The following is a 16,752-nucleotide window of genomic DNA, read 5'->3' as shown; positions in this document are numbered from 1 at the left end:
AGCTTGCTGGGAGGCCAACCACCTCAAAGAGGGATAACTCCGGACGAAAAGGCTGGACAGTGCCGCAAGCATGACAAAATGCGGGAGGGAAATTGAGTTCCGCCCCGCACTGAATACAGGAATTCGGCATCAGGTGGTGAAACTTTCGCCGCAGCCGCAGGAATCCTTGACATTGGGATTATTGAAACGAAATCCCTCATTGAGTCCTTCGCGGGTAAAATCAAGCTGGGTTCCGTCCAGATAAATCAGGCTCTTGGGGTCCACAAAGAGGCTGACATCGTCATGTGGAAAAACCACGTCCTCAGGGTGGGGGGCATCCACAAACTCCATGACATAGGACAAACCAGAACATCCGCTGGTTTTTACCCCGATACGAATGCCCAAGCCCTTTCCCCGCTTGGCTATGCTCTTGCGTACCTGCTGAACAGCACTTTCTGACAAAGTCAAAGCCATAGCGACGTCCTCAGTGCGCCACCTGAGCGGACACTGCTTCACCACCCTGACTGGACTGGGCAGCGCCCTGCTTGCTGCGATAATCTTCTACCGCCGCTTTGATGGCATCTTCGGCCAGTACGGAACAGTGAATCTTGACCGGAGGCAGCTCCAGCTCTTCGGCAATGTGACTGTTTTTGATAGTCATCGCCTCATCCAGAGTTTTTCCCTTCACCCATTCCGTCACCAGAGAGCTGGAGGCAATGGCTGAACCACAACCATAGGTTTTGAATTTGGCATCTTCGATAATGCCCTGGGCGTTTACCTTGATCTGCAGACGCATCACATCACCGCAGGCAGGAGCGCCTACCATGCCGGTACCTACACCACCGTCTTCCTTGTTCATCGCCCCGACATTACGGGGATTTTCATAATGGTCGATCACTTTTTCGCTGTATGCCATGACTGTTCTCCTTGCTTGAGGGCCTTAATGTGCGGCCCACTGAATACTGTTAAGATCAATGCCTTCCTGATGCATTTCCCAGAGCGGGGACAATTCCCGCAACTTTCCTACCTTGCCGGCAATCAACTCAATGGTGGCATCAATTTCGGCTTCTGTCGTAAAGCGACCGATACCGAAACGAATGGAACTGTGGGCCAACTCATCGGATTTACCCAGGGCCCGGAGCACATAAGACGGCTCCAGACTGGCCGAAGTACAGGCTGAACCACTGGAAACTGCGATTTCCTTGAGGGCCATGATCAGGGATTCCCCTTCAACAAAGGCAAAACTGATATTCAGGTTATGGGGTACCCGATGCTCCATGCTGCCATTGATGTAGGTTTCCTCAACGCGCTCCTGAATGCCCTTGAGCAGACGATCACGCAGCTTGCCGATTCGTTGGGCGTCGCTGTCCATGAGCTGCACCGCCAATTCCGCCGCTGCACCCATCCCGACAATCTGGTGGGTGGGCAACGTGCCCGAACGCATGCCCCGTTCATGACCACCACCATGCACCTGGGCTTCCACCCGTACCCGAGGCTTACGCCGCACGTATAAAGCGCCAATCCCTTTGGGACCATACATCTTGTGACCAGACAAACTCATCATGTCCGCCTGAATGGCTTCCACATCTACAGGAACCTTGCCCAGCGCCTGGGCTGCATCCACATGAAACAGCACCTTGTGTGCCCGCAATATCCGGCCGATTTCGGCCATGGGCTGGATGACTCCAATCTCGTTATTCACGAAGAGTACCGAAGCCACGATGGTATCCGGACGAATGGCAGCTTCAAAAGCTTTCAGGTCAACGAGACCGTCTTCCTGAACTTCGAGATAGGTCACTTCAAAACCTTCCCGTTCCAACTGCCGACAGGTATCCAGAGTCGCCTTGTGCTCGGTCCGCAAGGTAATGATGTGTTTGCCCTTGCCAGAGTAAAAATGGGCAGCACCCTTTAAAGCCAGGTTAGTGGACTCAGTGGCTCCCGAGGTCCAGACAACCTCACGGGGGTCCGCATGAATGGCGTCGGCGACCTGCTGCCGCGCTTTATCCACGGCTTTTTCCGCAGTCCAGCCGTAGGCATGAGAACGACTCGCCGCATTCCCGAAATCATGGGTCAGGTAAGGCAGCATCTGCTCCAGTACCTGCGGATCCACCGGCGTGGTTGCTTGGTAGTCCAGATAAATGGGACGATCCGGATCAATAAGCAAGGGCTTCTTGCTGTCCAGTTCGATAATTTGCGATGAATTCATATCCTGCACCTCACCTCACGGTATCAAGTGGTTTCAAGCGGTATCATGCGTTGCCGTACGCAACGTATGGCGATTTTGCATATGAACCAGCGCACCCTGCGCTGATTCCTTCTTCAAGTGCCGCGCAACCAGATCACCCAGGGTGATACTCCCGAGAAATCCGGCTATCAGGTCACCCAACTCTTCCCAAAGATCATGGGTCAGGCACTGCTGCCCGTCACCCTTGCAGCAATTCTGCGGTTCGCCACCACACTGGGTAGTGCTGATGGATTCGTTGACCGCCTCGACAATACGAGTGAGGGAAATCTGCGAATCCGGGAGCGCCAGCCGGTAACCACCACCAGGGCCGCGCACACTTTCAATTAGCCCCACACGCCGCATACGTCCAAACAACTGTTCCAGATAAGCCACTGAAATCTGCTGACGCCGGGAAACATCTGCCACCGTCACCACCCCGCCCTGCTGATGTAGAGCCAAGTCCAGCATAGCGGTTACGGCATAGCGGCCCTTTGTCGTCAATTTCATATCGAAATACCTCTGTGACACATCCTACTATCTCTACTAAATTAGTCAAGTATTGTCAGAGGAAGTTCCTGGCCCCGAAGCCGCCTGCTCCGAATCACCTGAATCCGGTTCTAAAGAACAAACAATTTCCTCGACCGGCAGCAAATTCTGCTTGGGCTGTAACTGCTGCAAGCCCTCTCTGAGCTGGGCCAATTCAGCATCCTGACGATGCATGTGTTCGAGCATGCATTCGATGGCCCTGGCCACCGGATCCGGCATCTGCCCGGTCAGGCCATAGGCCTCAAAACTATCGGGATGTTGCTCGGCCTTGTTCACCACACGCCCGGGAATACCCACTACCGTGGCTCCAGCAGGAACCGCTTTGACCACCACCGCATTGGAACCGATTCGGACCTGATCCCCCACGATTATAGGCCCCAGCACTTTGGCACCGGCCCCCACAATCACCCCGTTTCCCAGCGTGGGGTGGCGCTTGCCTGGCTGCCAGGAAGTGCCTCCCAGGGTAACCCCATGATAAAGCGTACAATCATCGCCAATTTCCGCCGTTTCACCAATCACCACACCCATCCCGTGATCGATAAAAAAACGTCGGCCAATACAGGCCCCGGGATGAATTTCAATCCCAGTCCAGAATCGTGAAAAGGCGGCAATACTCCGGGCCAGCAAGCGCCAGCGACGTTTCCACAGGCTATGCGCCACACGATGCAAGAACAGGGCATGGACTCCGGGGTAAGTCAGCAATACCTCAAGTCGGTTGCGGGCGGCAGGATCCCGGGCAAAAACAGCATCCAGGTCAGCCCGCCAATGACCAGTCATTCCTTTGCCCCCTTGTGTTTCGCCGACTTTTCTCAGCCCGCATTAAAGACTATCCCGACCCTTTTTGTCTACTATTCGTCGCCCAACGTTGTATTTCCGTAAGAATACCGCGCAGGATATTGACTTCATTGACGCTGGGTCGCGCCCGGTCATACAGTCGCCGCAAGCGACGCATCATGCGAGTGGCACGCAGCTCCTGGAGAAAACCGCTTTGCCGCAGCACTTGCTCCAGATGCTGATAAAAACCCTCCATGTCTTCCTTGGGGGCAGGCGCCTCCAGCAGCGCAGCAGAATCTTCGGCAGGCAGGTCTGCAGGCTTGGCCAGCGTCGCCATGTGTAACTCGTAAGCCAGCACCTGAACGGCCTGACCTAAATTCAATGAATGATACAATTCGGCAGTAGGAATATTGACCAGCACCTGACAGTAATCCAATTCTTCATTACTCAGTCCGGTACGCTCCCGGCCAAAAACCAGGGCACATTGGCCGCCAGTCAACTCCTGCACCACGTCCAGCGCCGCCTCCCGGGCATCCAGTACCGGCCACTGAATACGCCGGTCCCGGGCACTGGTGCCATAGACCCTGTGACACCCCTGCAAGGCAGTGGCCAGATCCGTCGTGACCTGGGCCCGGTCGAGAATATCCTCCGCTCCCGAAGCCAGGGCAGTGGCTTCGGGATGGGGAAAGTAGCGCGGGTTTACCAGCACCAGATGTTGTAAGCCCATGACTTTCATGGCGCGGGCCGTGGCACCGATATTCCCCGGATGGCTGGTTTCCACCAGCACCACCCGCAAACCCTGTAAAATCTCTGCACTCACAATGTGTTACTCCTGATCATCTTGGTCGTCGCATTACTTTACCTAACGATTTGGAAGCGGTGGCTGGGAGAGAGGCTTTCAGCTCCAACGGCCCTTGCCTGTTGTTCTGGGGCTCATCCTGCTGGCAGGCGAAAACTCACCCTTCGGGTTCAGACAGTTCGCCTGCCGGGCGCAGGATTTTGCCAAGAACAACAACGGCGCGGGCCAAAGTCGCTGAAAGCCTCTCTCCCAGCCACCGCTTCCAGACACCACTTTCAAGGGCAATCGTGCGGTCGTTGTCGTTCTCCTTTATACTGGCAAACATCCATTCTGTTTTCCCATAGGGTTCCCATGCAGCATCCCATTCTTGTAACCGCCATTCGTGCCGCCCGTAAAGCCGGCGACATCATCAACCGCAGCTTTGCCCGGGTCAATGAAATCACCATCACCCCCAAGGCCCATAACGATTTTGTGACCGACGTGGACCAGCGCGCCGAAGCGGCCATCGTCGACATCATCCGTCGCGCCTATCCCGAGCATGGCATTTTGGCCGAGGAAGGCAGTCGCATCGCCGACAAGGAATTCGAGTGGATCATCGACCCCCTCGACGGTACCACCAATTTCATTCACGGCATGCCGCAACTTTGCGTATCCATTGGTATCAAGCACTTTGATCGTCTGGAACATGCGGTCGTGTACAATCCCATTCATGATGAACTGTTCACGGCCTCTCGCGGTGCCGGCGCCCACCTCAATGACCGCCGCCTGCGTATTGCCCAGCGCAAGGATCTGGAGGGTGCTCTGCTCGGGACTGGTTTTCCGTTCCGGGATTTTTCCTACCTCGACACCTATATGGCGACATTCAAGGCCTTCATGCTCAAGACTGCAGGTATCCGCCGCCCTGGTTCCGCTGCGTTAGATCTGGCTTATGTCGCGGCCGGACGCTATGACGGATTCTGGGAGTTCAATCTCAAGCCCTGGGATCTGGCAGCGGGAGCATTACTGGTACAGGAAGCGGGTGGCATTGCCACTGACTTCACCGGTGAACAAGGGTATCTGGACAGCGGCAACATTATCGCCGGGAATCTCCGCGTACATGCGCAAATGCTCCACATTATCAGCCAGGAAATCAACAAACCCCAAGCCTGAACAGCAGCGCGTCGAGGCCGTCAGCGTTTCTGATGCTTACTGTGCCGCCAATGCCCGCGACCCGGCCCAGTGCCGGGCAAACTGCCGTGCCACCCGACCACTGCGTGATCCTCTCTGCAGAGCCCAGCGCAAGGCCTCTTCCCGCCACTCTCCGGCATCTGCAGTCACCTCCAGGCGGCGCAGATGGATCGCACAAATATCCAGATACATGGCCTGATCGAAGGGATAAAAACCCAACCATAGCCCAAAGCGCTCGGACAGGCTGATTTTTTCCTCGGCGGTTTCCCCGGCAATAATCTCTTCCCCGTGGCGATGATATTCTTCATTGTCGGAAAAGTGCCGGGGCATGAGATGACGGCGGTTACTGGTAGCATAGAGGAGGACATTATCAGGACGCGCCTCGACACCGCCATCCAGAAGGGATTTGAGCGCCTTGTAACCTGGATCGTCGGAACTGAAAGACAAATCATCACAAAACAGGGCAAAGTGATAGCGTTGTTCCGGATCAGCGGCCTGCAATGCCGCCAAAATCTCCGGTAAATCGAGAATGCCATCGGCATCCATTTCAATGAGGCGCAGCCCCTGCTCGGCGTAACGCTGCAGCAGGGCTTTGACCAGAGAAGATTTTCCCGTCCCTCTGCCGCCCCAGAGCAGGGCATCATTGGCAGGATATCCCGCCACAAACTGACGTGTATTCAGATCCAGGGCCGCCTTGGTTTCATCGATACCCAGAAGCTCGTCCATTTCCGGCAAATCCACCCGGGTCACGCCTTCCAGCCGCCCGCCCAGCGGCAAATGGCGCCAACGCGCCGCCTTCACCTGAGCAAAATCGGGCAGCGGATGACTACTGCTATCTCCCAGCAGCGCAGCCAAACCTTCCAGTAAATGCTGACGTTCCACTGTCCTTAAACTCCTTTCTGTGATTAGATAGTTCTGAACTACTTTATCTTAACTGCGTCCTGCCATGAAACTGTTTACCGACTTTCTACCCATTATCCTGTTTTTTATTGCTTACAAGATTCATGGCATTTACACGGCCACGGAAGTGCTGATTGTGGCCGCCATTATCCTCATGGCCTGGCAGTGGTGGCGTCGCGGGCACATCGAGACCATGACCTGGGTATCCACCCTATTGATCCTTGTTTTTGGTGGACTGACGCTTTATTTTCATAATGACACCTTTATCAAGGTAAAGCCCAGCATTCTCTATCTGCTTTTTGCGGGAGTACTGCTTTTCACCCACTGGCGAGAAAAGCCTTTACTGGAACGCCTCATGGGTGGGCAATTGCCCGCAACCCTGCCCCAGTCATTCTGGCGCCGTCTCAACGCATACTGGATCATTTTTTTTCTTTTCAGTGCGATACTGAATCTGGTGGTAGCCTATAGTTTTTCCACGGGCATCTGGGTGGATTACAAGCTATTCGGTATGCTGGGCATTACCATCATTTTTGTACTGTTCCAGGCGGTGCTCATTTCTCGGGCGCTACCCCAGGAAGTGAAAGACGGTGACTCATGACTACTGTACAGAGGCCAGACTCTCTTTATTGACAGGACAACACTATGTATTACTGCATCATTGGTACCGACAACCCCCATTCCCTGAGCAAACGACAGACGGCCCGCGCCGATCACCTGGCACGCCTGCATCAGCTGCAATCCGAAGGACGACTACTGACCGCAGGCCCCTTCCCTGCCCTGGATACGGAAGAACCCGGTGAAGCGGGGTTCACCGGTAGCCTGATTATTGCCCGCTTTGATTCCCTGGACGAAGCCCACGCCTGGGCGGCTGCCGAACCCTATCTCAGCGCCGGGGTCTATGCCGATGTCAGCGTGCGCCCCTATAAAGGAGTATTTTTGCCATGAACAAGCAACAACTGGAACAATTACTGGAAGATGCCCTCCATCCCGAATTTATGGAAGTGAAGGATCGTACGGAAGCCCATAGTGAACATGAGCAGTCCGATGGCGGTGGACACTATGAGCTCCGCATTGTCTGCGCCCAGTTTGCAGGGATGGCACCCCTGGCCCGGCATCGACTGGTCAATGCCGCCACCGAGTCGGTTCGTGACCAGATGCATGCTTTGGCCGTAAAAGCCTATACGCCCGAAGAATTTGCTGCGCTGAATCAGCCCAAAGCTCCGCGCCGAACCATCTCCCTCAATACCCAGTAAAGCGCCCGGACAAACCGTATTGATTGCGCCGCACGCCCCATTTGCCCTAGAACTGGCAGGATAAACGCATGCCGGCCGATAGTTTTGTGCGCAGTTTTCGCGAATCCTCCCCGTACATCCACCGCTTCCGGGGGCAGACCTTCGTCATCAATTTTGGCGGCGATGCCATTGCCGATGGCAGCATCCGTGTGCTCGCCCATGATATTGCCCTGCTCAACAGTCTGGGTATTAATGTGGTACTGGTGCATGGTGCCGGACCGCAAATCGATGCAGCTCTGCAACTCCATGGATTACAAACTCAACGCATCCATGGCAAACGCATCACCAGCCCGGAAGCCATGCAGGTGCTGCGCGAAGCTGTGGGCGGTGCCCGCCTGGTCGTGGAAGCGGCCCTGTCCGAAGGGCAGATGGGCTCGCCCATGGCTCATGCCGGACTACAGGTGATCAGCGGCAACTTCATCATCGCCCAGCCTCTGGGCATTCTGGACGGGGTGGATTACCAAAGTACCGGCAAGGTCCGGCGGGTCGCCAGCGAAGCCATGGAACGCCATCTCGCTGCCGACGAAATTGTACTGCTCTCACCCATTGGCGTGTCGCCAACAGGTACCTTGTTCAATATTCGTGCCGAGGAAGTAGCGGTGGCGGCCGCCATTGCGCTGGGAGCTGCGAAGCTGGTGTTTTATATGGATGCAGAGGGCATTTTCGATGCACAAGGCAATCTGTTGCGGCAGCTCACCGCTTCAGAAATTCCGACTCTGCAAAAGCGCCCGGACCTACCTGCAGAGGTCCACGAGCACCTGCATAGTGCCGCAACGGCCTGTGCCAAGGGCGTTGAACGCGTCCACCTGATTTCCCGGCATGTGGATGGTGCCCTGCTCCGCGAACTGTTTACCCGTGACGGGCTGGGCACCCTGATTTCCCGGGATTCCTTTGAACATATGCGCATGGCCACGGTCACCGATATTCCCGGCATCCTCGCCTTGATTCGCCCTTTGGAAAAAAAAGGGATTCTGGTCAAACGCAATCGGGAACGACTGGAAATGGAAGCTGATCATTTCGTGGTCATGGAGCGCGATGGCAAGATTATCGGTTGCGCCGCCATTTATCCCTACCCAGAACAGGGCATGGCAGAAGTGGCCTGCCTGGCCGTAGACAGCCTCTATCGCCGGCAAGGACGCGGTGAGAGCCTGCTGGCTTTCTGTGAGAACTGGGCCAGGGAGAGGCAGTTATCCCGGATTTTTGTCCTGAGCACGCAAACAACCCATTGGTTTCTGGAACGTAAATTCCGCCAGGGAACACTTGCAGAACTGCCGGTACCCCGGCAACAACTGTATAATTTTCAGCGCCGCAGCCAGGTATTTTTTCAGGATCTCTGAGTTCACCAGTCTATGCGCTTGTCTCTACTTCCAGAGGCGCTGCGTCAAGCTCGGGAATCTCCACAGCGGCCTCTTCCTCATCCGCTGCCGTCGGTCTGTCGCTGAGTTTGCTCATCCCACCATTGCGGCCATCATAACGATTGACGACACTGCAGCGCCGGGCAATAAATCCCCCTTTTTCGGTCTCGCTGGGTTCAATATCAAACTCCAGAATGATATCCCGGCTGGGCAGATCGTCCGTATCCAGTTCACGTGGCAAATCAGATATATGCACAAAAGCCGAGTCATAAGGAGAATCTTCATGCCGAGTATCGGTAACCCAGAGACGGGCCGAAATACCAGTCAAAAAGCGAATAAAACCAAATCCACGATCGGCTTCCCAGCGGATGCAAATACCACGAATACGCGAGCCCATTTCTCCCCAGGGAACGCGCATATCTCCCCGGGTGGGTAACAAACCCGGCACCAGATAACCCGAATAAAAAGCATCCGCTTCATGCTGCAATTCTCTAGAAACATTACGAAATGCCAAAACTTCCACACGACAGCCCTTGTTTTGCAAGGCTCTGACGACCTGCAGGAAGTCTCCATCTCCGGTCACCAGCAGTAACTGATCGAGGCGTTCGGACTGAAGCATGACATCCACGGCCAGATCCAGATCGGCATTGGCTTTGGAGACCCGGTTACCCTCGTCATCCACAAACCAGCGCACCGGCTTTTCGATGATTTTCCAGCCAAGATCACGCACCGCCTGTTGATAACTGCGAATACCTTCCCGATATTCGCGGTCACTTTTCATTCGTTCGCCATCGACAGCCATATAGGTATTGAGACGCAGCAGACGGGCCTGATCCTCACGCGCGGCAAAACGACGCAGCACGTCATAACGCATGGCATAGCCACCGTTATAACGGACATTTTCCGCATCCACATACACGCCAATATGCAATTCACCATTACTCATGAATAGTTATGACTCCAGAATGGCACCGTTGGCCGCATTGGTGACCAGTTTGCGATAGCGACGCAACCAGGATGAAGACAATGGTTTTTCAATGGGTACCCAATGTTTACGCCGTTCGGCCAGTTCTTCATCACTGAGATCCACATGAATTTTACCATTATCCAGATCCAGTGAAATGATGTCTCCCGCCTTCAGCAGCCCAATTGGTCCACCTTCCGCCGCTTCCGGCGAAATATGCCCTATACAGGCACCCCGTGTCGCACCGCTGAAGCGTCCGTCGGTAATCAGCGCTACGCTTTCTCCCAACCCCATGCCCATGATGTTGGCCGTAGGCGTCAGCATTTCCGGCATACCGGGCCCCCCCTTGGGGCCTTCATAACGAATGACCACCACATCACCGGCCTTGACCTCACCGGCGAGGATGCCTTCAGCGGCACTATCCATGCTTTCGAAGATTTTTGCCGGGCCGGAGAAGCGCCGCATTTCCGGTATCACCGCGCCAATTTTGACAATGCCACCCTCCGGCGCCAGATTCCCGAAAACCACCCGCAGGCCACCGGTAGGCGCAATGGGATCATTGGCCAACCGAATGATTTTACTGTCTTTGACACTGGCTGCTGTGACAATTTCCCGCAGACTCTGGCCACTGACGGTGGGCTTATCCAGATGCAGCACATCGGGATTGCGCTTGTGGACTTCATGGAGAATGGCGGGAATACCCCCCGCTCGTCCAATATCCTCAATATGCACTGTCGACAGGGCTGGTGACACCTTGGCCAGATAAGCCACTTGCTGGGCCAGATCGTTGAGACGGGCCAGGGGATACTGGATACCGGCTTCGCGGGCGATGGCGAGGGTATGTAATACCGTATTGGTAGAACCTCCCATGGCCATGTCGAGGATGAAGGCATTATCAATGGCTTCAAAATCGACCAATTGGCGCATGGTGGGACCACCGGCCATAGCTAACGCTACCACCCGATCTGCGGCCTGTCGTACCAGATCGCGACGCCCTGCCGCTGTGGCGAGAATGGTACCATTACCCGGCAGGGCAATACCCAGCACCTCCATCAGACAGTTCATGCTGTTGGCGGTGAACATACCCGAACAGGAACCACAAGTAGGACAAGCCTTGTCTTCGATTTCCTTGAGGCGGATTTCCGTAATCTGGCCGCGCTTGAACTGTCCCACCGCTTCAAAAGCCGTCACCAGATCAATGGAAGTTCCGTCGGAAAGCTTGCCTGCCTCCATTGGACCACCGGAAACAAATACCGTTGGCACGTCACAACGCAAAGCACCCATGATCATTCCCGGGACGATTTTGTCGCAGTTGGGAATACAAATCAGCGCGTCGAGATGATGGGCCTGGACCACGGTTTCAATGGAATCGGCAATCAACTCCCGGCTTGGCAACGAGTAGCGCATGCCATCATGACCCATGATGATGCCGTCATCCACGCCAATGGTATTGAACTCAAAGGGAATACCCCCGGCTGCACGAATATTTTCCTTGACGATCCGGCCAAATTCCTGCAAATGCACATGACCGGGAATAATATCAATGTAGGAATTGGCCACACCGATAAAGGGCTTGTCCATGTCGCTGTCAGTAATCCCGCAAGCCTTTAGCAAGGAGCGATGGGGAGTCCGTTCAAAACCTTTTTTGATCATATCAGAGCGCATATCAACCTCGGGGTATATTCAGGGGGGCCCTATCCGGCGACGAGACCCGGAAACGACACGACAGGAGGATAGATCTCCAGCCCGCCATTCAGTCAGTGTCTGTCGAGTATAGAACCAAGCGCCCCTGAGGCCAAGGCGCAACCACCCGTGCGGTTATCTCCCCTGAGAGCGGCATCCCGCCGCAATCAGTTGCAGGGCAAGGGGTGCAGGGCCAAGGTCAGACCTCGCTCTTCTGAGCAGGCTGCAGCCATTCGCGCCAGATAGCCAGCAGGATCGCCAGAATGACCGGCCCCAGAAACAGTCCCAGTAACCCGAATGCCAGAATGCCGCCGAGTACCCCAAAAAGCACCAGCAGAAAAGGAATATGCACCGCACTGGATATCACCAGTGGGCGAATAAGATTGTCAATCCAGCTCACCACCAAAGCTCCCCACAAGGCCAGCCCTATTCCCGCCCAGGTATGCCCCTGGACCAGCAGCCAGATGCTGGCTGAACCCCAGACCAGGGGCGTTCCAAAAGGCAAAAAGGAAAACAATAGTGTCACCACCGCGAGCAACACCGGTGCATGCAGGCCCGTCGCCCAATAGCCCAGCCCTGCCAGGGCACCCTGGGCCACCGCTGTGGCCAGAATTCCATAAATGACCGCACGAATGGTGCTGGCTACGGTTTGCAGATAGGCGTCCCCACGCTGTCCCAATACCTGATGCACGAAGCGGCGCAATTGTTCCAGAAGCTCCAGCCCATAGCGATAAAAGAAAAACGCCGTAATCAGCACCAGCATCAACAGGGCTGCCAGCCGGCCAACACTCCCTGCCAGCATACCGATACGTCCCGCCCAGGCCGACAAATCCGGTGACAGAGCGGCGGGGCGCCACTGAGCCCTCCAGGAAGCGGGTAGCTGTTTGAAGAGATCCTGAAGCCAGGCGTGATTGCTCAATGACTGGCTGATGAGGGTTTGCGCGTCGTGCTGCGCCAGCCTCGTCAGCACATGATGCAGTTCCGTACCCAAGGTAATACTCAGAAACAATACGGGTAGAATAAAAATCAGTGCCAGCATCAAGGTGGCCCCGCCAGCAGCCAGAAAGGGCGGCCAGTGACGGCGCAATGACAGGGTCAGAGGCCAGGTTGCGTATACCAGAATAGCCGCCCAGACAAGCGCCGGTAAAAAGGGAGAAAGAATTTTCCAGACCAGAACAAAAAACAGCAGCGCCGCGAATAGCTGCCCAAAGGCGAGGCGCAGATCGCGAACCGTCAGATCCGCGATGCGCATATGCAGCTAAATCCGGGCGACGCCGCTTTTACGCGCGGCAGCAGTCACTGCACCCGCCACCCATTGTCGCAGACGCGGATCCAAGGGTTTGGGAATAAAATACTCCGGACCGAATTGCAGTATTGCAGGTTCTGAAAACCCATAAGCCTGCTGGACTTCGTCCGGCACAGGTTCTCTGGCCAGGCGGGCCAGGGCATCCACCGCAGCCAGCAGCATCGCCTGATTGATCTGCCGGGCCCGACAATCCAGAGCACCCCGAAACAAAAAGGGAAAGCCCAGCACATTATTGACCTGATTGGGCATATCCGAGCGTCCGGTTGCCATGATGGCGTCAGGGCGAAGGTGTTTGACAACGGCAGGATCAATTTCCGGGTCAGGATTTGCCAGGGCAAATATCACTGGTCGCGGCGCCAATCCGGGCAAAGCACTTTCGGGAATCGCGCCGCGCACGGAGACACCAATCAGCACATCAGCGCCCTCCAACATATCATCCAATGTCCAGTGCGCCGGGGCTGTAGCAAAAGCATGGTGCCAATGGGTCAGATCATTCCGCCCTTCATGCAACACTCCGTGGACATCACTCAAATAAACAGCCGTAACTCCCAGTGCACGCAGCATACGCGCTATGGCCAGACCGGCAGCTCCGGCGCCGACGATAGCGACCTTGATGGTATTGAACGTCTTGTTTTGTAATTCCAGGGCATTTTGCAAAGCCGCCGCCACAATCACGGCAGTACCATGCTGATCGTCATGGAACACCGGAATATCCAGCATTTTCTGCAGGGCTTCTTCCACCTGGAAACACAGGGGAGCGGCAATATCTTCCAGATTGATCCCACCAAAACCCGGCGCAATGGCAGCAACCACATCAATCAAATGTTCGGCATTACGCGTCTGGACTTCGATATCAAAAGCATCAATATCGGCAAAATGTTTGAACAACAGCGCCTTGCCTTCCATGACCGGTTTGCCAGCCAGCGGGCCGACATTGCCCAGCCCCAGCACGGCGGTACCATTACTGACCACAGCGACCAGATTACCTTTGCCCGTATAGTCATAGGCTTTTTCCGGATTGGCGGCGATTTCCCGCACCGGGGCCGCGACTCCCGGCGTGTAAGCCAAAGACAAATCATCCTGGCTTTTGCAAGACTTGCTGGGAATGACCGCCAGCTTGCCAGCGGGGGGCCGGGAATGATACTCCAGGGCCCTCCGTCGCAATTCTGCCTGGGCTTCCGTGGCTTCCATGAAAACTTATTGACCGCCGCCGTAACGCTTGCGGAATTTTTCAACCTGACCAGCGGCGGACACATTACGCTGCTTGCCGGTGTAAAACGGATGACATTCGGAGCACAAATCGATGTGCAGATCACGATTGGCAGTTGAACGGGTTTTGAACACATTCCCGCAACTGCAGGTGACCGTGATTTCTTCGTACTTGGGATGAATTTCGGATTTCATAGTTAAGCTACTCTCGGGCCTGAATACAAAGAGGCGAATTATAGGGATAGAGGGGGCAGGCGTCCAGCCAATCCTCAGCGGTTCATGGAGTCAAAAAACTCCGCATTATTTTTGGTCGCGCGGACCTTGTCCAGCAGAAACTCCATGGACTCCAGGGAATCCATAGGCGCCAGCAGTTTGCGCAACACCCACATTTTGCTGAGCAAGTCTGCCGGGACCAGCAGTTCTTCCCGACGTGTTCCGGATTTATTGAGGTTAATGGCCGGATAGGTGCGCTTTTCCGCCAGGCGGCGATCCAGATGCACTTCCATATTGCCGGTACCCTTGAACTCCTCAAAAATCACTTCGTCCATCTTGGAACCGGTTTCAACCAGAGCCGTAGCGATAATGGTCAGGCTACCACCCTCTTCAATATTCCGAGCGGCACCAAAAAAACGCTTGGGCTTCTGCAGAGCATTGGCGTCCACACCACCCGTCAACACCTTACCCGATGACGGCACCACGGTATTGAAGGCTCTGGCCAGGCGGGTAATGGAATCCAGCAGAATGACCACATCGTGCTTGTGCTCTACCAGCCGCTTGGCTTTTTCAAGCACAATTTCAGCGACCTGAGTGTGGCGGGTGGCCGGTTCGTCAAAAGTGGAGGAAACCACTTCCCCTTTGACTGAGCGCTGCATGTCCGTCACTTCTTCGGGGCGTTCATCAATCAGCAACACAATCAGGTAGCATTCAGGATGATTGGCCGTAATGGCGTGGGCAATCTGCTGTAATAATACCGTCTTACCGGTTTTCGGTGGTGCCACAATCAAGCCGCGCTGCCCTTTGCCGATGGGCGACACCAGATCAATGATGCGCGGCGCCACTTCCCCGTAAGCCACTCCGTCATACTCCAAACGCAGGGGCTCATCGGGAAACAAAGGGGTCAAATCATCAAAGTTGACCTTGTTGCGGGTCGCTTCGGGAGATTCAAAATTGATGCTTTCCACTTTGAGCAAAGCAAAATAGCGCTCCCCTTCCTTGGGTGGCCGAATTTGTCCGGATACCGTGTCACCAGTCTGCAAATGAAAGCGGCGAATTTGCGAAGGAGAAACATAAATGTCATCGGGTCCAGCCATATAAGACCCTGAGGCTGCTCGCAAAAACCCGAAACCATCTTGCAGGATTTCCAGCACGCCCTCACCATAAATCGCGTCGCCATTGCGGGCATGGGCTTTCAGGATATTGAAAATAATTTCCTGTTTTTTCTGACGGGCAGTGCCATCCAGCCCCATATCCTGACAAATGATAGCCAGTTCAGCGGCAGTTTTTCTTTTCAAATCAGTGAGATTCATAGCTGACGCACCCGGGTTGGGCAACAGCAAAGACTCTTCTTCTTCGATCAGAATATCTTCGTTGGGAAAGGACTTGGGTGTACGGGGCGATTTACGGCGGGGACGTGGTGTATTCAAAGTTGGCTATCCAGAAAGGCCGTCAGCTGGGCTTTACTCAAGGCACCCACTTTTGTTGCTTCCAATTTTCCATTTTTGAACAGCAACAAGGTAGGGATACCACGAATACCATACTGAGGAGGGGTGTTGGGATTTTCGTCGATGTTAAACTTAGCAATTTGTAACTTTTCAGCATATTCAACCGCTACTTCTTCAAGAATCGGGGCGATCATTTTGCAAGGACCACACCATTCTGCCCAAAAATCGACCAGAACCGGTTTGGAACATTGCAGTACATCCGTCTCGAAACTGTCGTCAGACACATACATAATAGCATCGCTCATGGGAGATAGCTCCTCTGTTTCAGATTGGTATAGCGCCTAGGGTGGAAAGTCATCAGTTTTGGTTCATGTGGGATAATCCCAAACTCTATCGCACCGGACGGCGCTTGCAGGTTTGCTCTTCTTTCAATTGAAGGTGAGGAAAGCATAGCACTTTAAGCATAGGATGCAAGTAAGTTGCCCAGACACCGGCTTTGGAATGCGTGAACCATGGTTTTTTTGTTCGAGAAGCATGGCCCGATCAATGCTGGCCTGCTGTCGGCTTGGGCGGCATATTAATGTGATTTTTGCAGTGAAAGCCTGCTTTGCTGTGGGGTTCAAGCTGGGTGACAAGTCTGTGTTTGACGTGGGGAGCAACAAGCTCCAGCTCATTGCCGCTATTCACCTCAAACTCGAGAAAAGTGAATGACACCATGCCATTTAGTGAAGTATTGATCAGACCACGGACAGGATTGAATCACGAATAACATGAAGTGGCGGAGAGAGAGGGATTCGAACCCTCGATGGAGTGTTTAGCCCCATACTCCCTTAGCAGGGGAGCGCCTTCAGCCGCTCGGCCATCTCTCCGATGGGCAGATAATACTCCCTTGT

The 16,752-nt window shown here is 54.7% G+C and carries 20 protein-coding genes and 1 tRNA gene; 5 read left to right on the top strand and 16 right to left on the bottom strand.

Features of this window, described 5'->3' with window-relative positions:
• Positions 1-129: 129 nt before the first annotated feature.
• From iscA to B1757_RS15460, 7 genes are all read right to left on the bottom strand, one after another.
• Positions 130-453, bottom strand: coding sequence for an iron-sulfur cluster assembly protein IscA (iscA, locus tag B1757_RS10975; protein WP_101538341.1), 324 nt, complete (start codon positions 451-453; stop codon positions 130-132).
• Between the two features lie 10 nt (positions 454-463).
• On the bottom strand, positions 464-895 hold the full coding sequence (gene iscU / locus B1757_RS10970) for a Fe-S cluster assembly scaffold IscU (RefSeq protein ID WP_101538340.1): 432 nt from the start codon (positions 893-895) through the stop codon (positions 464-466).
• Positions 896-919: 24 nt separating this feature from the next.
• Positions 920-2,185 carry an IscS subfamily cysteine desulfurase gene (locus B1757_RS10965; protein ID WP_101538339.1) on the bottom strand — a complete coding sequence of 422 codons (1,266 nt, stop codon included), beginning with the start codon at positions 2,183-2,185 and terminating at the stop codon, positions 920-922.
• A gap of 33 nt (positions 2,186-2,218) precedes the next feature.
• Positions 2,219-2,710 carry an Rrf2 family transcriptional regulator gene (locus B1757_RS10960; protein ID WP_101538338.1) on the bottom strand — a complete coding sequence of 164 codons (492 nt, stop codon included), beginning with the start codon at positions 2,708-2,710 and terminating at the stop codon, positions 2,219-2,221.
• Positions 2,711-2,755: 45 nt separating this feature from the next.
• Positions 2,756-3,526, bottom strand: coding sequence for a serine O-acetyltransferase (gene cysE / locus B1757_RS10955; protein ID WP_101538337.1), 771 nt, complete (start codon positions 3,524-3,526; stop codon positions 2,756-2,758).
• Between the two features lie 49 nt (positions 3,527-3,575).
• Entirely contained in the window at positions 3,576-4,343 is a 768-nt protein-coding gene (locus tag B1757_RS10950; RefSeq protein ID WP_216360861.1) for an RNA methyltransferase, read from the bottom strand.
• A gap of 136 nt (positions 4,344-4,479) precedes the next feature.
• Positions 4,480-4,647, bottom strand: coding sequence for a hypothetical protein (locus B1757_RS15460; RefSeq protein ID WP_172437685.1), 168 nt, complete (start codon positions 4,645-4,647; stop codon positions 4,480-4,482).
• Between the two features lie 26 nt (positions 4,648-4,673).
• On the opposite strand from B1757_RS15460, the gene B1757_RS10945 reads away from it, so the two are divergent.
• The gene (locus B1757_RS10945; RefSeq protein ID WP_101538336.1) at positions 4,674-5,471 is read left to right on the top strand and encodes an inositol monophosphatase family protein; all 798 of its coding nucleotides are present in this window, start codon (positions 4,674-4,676) and stop codon (positions 5,469-5,471) included.
• A 36-nt stretch (positions 5,472-5,507) separates the two neighbouring features.
• Here the strand turns inward: B1757_RS10945 and B1757_RS10940 are convergent, their stop codons facing one another.
• On the bottom strand, positions 5,508-6,371 hold the full coding sequence (locus B1757_RS10940) for an ATP-binding protein (protein WP_101538335.1): 864 nt from the start codon (positions 6,369-6,371) through the stop codon (positions 5,508-5,510).
• Positions 6,372-6,435: 64 nt separating this feature from the next.
• Here B1757_RS10940 and B1757_RS10935 point away from each other — a divergent pair, with 64 nt between their 5' ends.
• The 4 genes from B1757_RS10935 (at position 6,436) to argA (ending at position 9,018) form a co-directional block, all read left to right on the top strand.
• The gene (locus B1757_RS10935) at positions 6,436-6,987 is read left to right on the top strand and encodes a septation protein A (protein ID WP_101538334.1); all 552 of its coding nucleotides are present in this window, start codon (positions 6,436-6,438) and stop codon (positions 6,985-6,987) included.
• A gap of 44 nt (positions 6,988-7,031) precedes the next feature.
• Positions 7,032-7,334: a YciI family protein gene (locus B1757_RS10930; RefSeq protein ID WP_101538333.1), complete on the top strand. Its 303-nt coding sequence runs from the start codon at positions 7,032-7,034 to the stop codon at positions 7,332-7,334.
• Positions 7,331-7,642, top strand: a complete 312-nt coding sequence (locus B1757_RS10925; RefSeq protein WP_101538332.1) for a BolA family protein — start codon at positions 7,331-7,333, stop codon at positions 7,640-7,642. The genes B1757_RS10930 and B1757_RS10925 overlap by 4 nt, the downstream gene beginning before the upstream one ends.
• A 68-nt stretch (positions 7,643-7,710) precedes the next feature.
• Complete coding sequence (argA, locus tag B1757_RS10920; protein ID WP_101538331.1) at positions 7,711-9,018, top strand: amino-acid N-acetyltransferase; 1,308 nt, start codon at positions 7,711-7,713, stop codon at positions 9,016-9,018.
• 10 nt (positions 9,019-9,028) lie between these two features.
• Here the strand turns inward: argA and B1757_RS10915 are convergent, their stop codons facing one another.
• The 8 genes from B1757_RS10915 to B1757_RS10880 form a co-directional block, all read right to left on the bottom strand.
• On the bottom strand, positions 9,029-9,982 hold the full coding sequence (locus B1757_RS10915; RefSeq protein WP_253253818.1) for a LabA-like NYN domain-containing protein: 954 nt from the start codon (positions 9,980-9,982) through the stop codon (positions 9,029-9,031).
• Between the two features lie 6 nt (positions 9,983-9,988).
• Positions 9,989-11,665 carry a dihydroxy-acid dehydratase gene (gene ilvD / locus B1757_RS10910; protein ID WP_101538330.1) on the bottom strand — a complete coding sequence of 559 codons (1,677 nt, stop codon included), beginning with the start codon at positions 11,663-11,665 and terminating at the stop codon, positions 9,989-9,991.
• 217 nt (positions 11,666-11,882) lie between these two features.
• A complete protein-coding gene (locus B1757_RS10905; protein ID WP_101538329.1) occupies positions 11,883-12,935 on the bottom strand; it encodes an AI-2E family transporter in 1,053 nt (350 codons plus the stop codon).
• A gap of 6 nt (positions 12,936-12,941) precedes the next feature.
• Positions 12,942-14,180 (bottom strand): malic enzyme-like NAD(P)-binding protein, encoded by a 1,239-nt coding sequence (locus tag B1757_RS10900; protein WP_101538328.1) that lies wholly within the window; start codon positions 14,178-14,180, stop codon positions 12,942-12,944.
• Positions 14,181-14,186: 6 nt separating this feature from the next.
• Complete coding sequence (rpmE, locus tag B1757_RS10895) at positions 14,187-14,393, bottom strand: 50S ribosomal protein L31 (protein WP_010639220.1); 207 nt, start codon at positions 14,391-14,393, stop codon at positions 14,187-14,189.
• A 74-nt stretch (positions 14,394-14,467) separates the two neighbouring features.
• Positions 14,468-15,841, bottom strand: a complete 1,374-nt coding sequence (gene rho / locus B1757_RS10890; protein WP_438263624.1) for a transcription termination factor Rho — start codon at positions 15,839-15,841, stop codon at positions 14,468-14,470.
• On the bottom strand, positions 15,838-16,164 hold the full coding sequence (gene trxA / locus B1757_RS10885) for a thioredoxin TrxA (RefSeq protein ID WP_101538327.1): 327 nt from the start codon (positions 16,162-16,164) through the stop codon (positions 15,838-15,840). The genes rho and trxA overlap by 4 nt, the downstream gene beginning before the upstream one ends.
• A gap of 471 nt (positions 16,165-16,635) precedes the next feature.
• Positions 16,636-16,728, bottom strand: a tRNA-Ser gene (locus tag B1757_RS10880).
• Positions 16,729-16,752 lie beyond the last annotated feature (24 nt).

This window comes from Acidithiobacillus marinus, assembly GCF_002847505.1.
Classification (GTDB): domain Bacteria; phylum Pseudomonadota; class Gammaproteobacteria; order Acidithiobacillales; family Acidithiobacillaceae; genus Acidithiobacillus; species Acidithiobacillus marinus.
Note: the sequence above shows the minus strand (reverse complement) of the source record. Positions and strands in the feature narration are given on the sequence as shown.

Coding starts and splice junctions, on each gene's coding strand:
- B1757_RS10925 (WP_101538332.1), top strand. CDS start 7,331: ATGAACAAGCAACAACTGGAACAATTACTGGAAGATGCCCTCCATCCC.
- B1757_RS10945 (WP_101538336.1), top strand. CDS start 4,674: ATGCAGCATCCCATTCTTGTAACCGCCATTCGTGCCGCCCGTAAAGCC.
- rpmE (WP_010639220.1), bottom strand. CDS start 14,393: ATGAAATCCGAAATTCATCCCAAGTACGAAGAAATCACGGTCACCTGC.
- B1757_RS10905 (WP_101538329.1), bottom strand. CDS start 12,935: ATGCGCATCGCGGATCTGACGGTTCGCGATCTGCGCCTCGCCTTTGGG.
- iscA (WP_101538341.1), bottom strand. CDS start 453: ATGGCTTTGACTTTGTCAGAAAGTGCTGTTCAGCAGGTACGCAAGAGC.
- B1757_RS10965 (WP_101538339.1), bottom strand. CDS start 2,185: ATGAATTCATCGCAAATTATCGAACTGGACAGCAAGAAGCCCTTGCTT.
- trxA (WP_101538327.1), bottom strand. CDS start 16,164: ATGAGCGATGCTATTATGTATGTGTCTGACGACAGTTTCGAGACGGAT.
- B1757_RS10915 (WP_253253818.1), bottom strand. CDS start 9,982: ATGAGTAATGGTGAATTGCATATTGGCGTGTATGTGGATGCGGAAAAT.
- ilvD (WP_101538330.1), bottom strand. CDS start 11,665: ATGCGCTCTGATATGATCAAAAAAGGTTTTGAACGGACTCCCCATCGC.
- B1757_RS10935 (WP_101538334.1), top strand. CDS start 6,436: ATGAAACTGTTTACCGACTTTCTACCCATTATCCTGTTTTTTATTGCT.
- B1757_RS15460 (WP_172437685.1), bottom strand. CDS start 4,647: ATGTTTGCCAGTATAAAGGAGAACGACAACGACCGCACGATTGCCCTT.
- B1757_RS10930 (WP_101538333.1), top strand. CDS start 7,032: ATGTATTACTGCATCATTGGTACCGACAACCCCCATTCCCTGAGCAAA.
- B1757_RS10900 (WP_101538328.1), bottom strand. CDS start 14,180: ATGGAAGCCACGGAAGCCCAGGCAGAATTGCGACGGAGGGCCCTGGAG.
- B1757_RS10960 (WP_101538338.1), bottom strand. CDS start 2,710: ATGAAATTGACGACAAAGGGCCGCTATGCCGTAACCGCTATGCTGGAC.
- argA (WP_101538331.1), top strand. CDS start 7,711: ATGCCGGCCGATAGTTTTGTGCGCAGTTTTCGCGAATCCTCCCCGTAC.
- cysE (WP_101538337.1), bottom strand. CDS start 3,526: ATGACTGGTCATTGGCGGGCTGACCTGGATGCTGTTTTTGCCCGGGAT.
- iscU (WP_101538340.1), bottom strand. CDS start 895: ATGGCATACAGCGAAAAAGTGATCGACCATTATGAAAATCCCCGTAAT.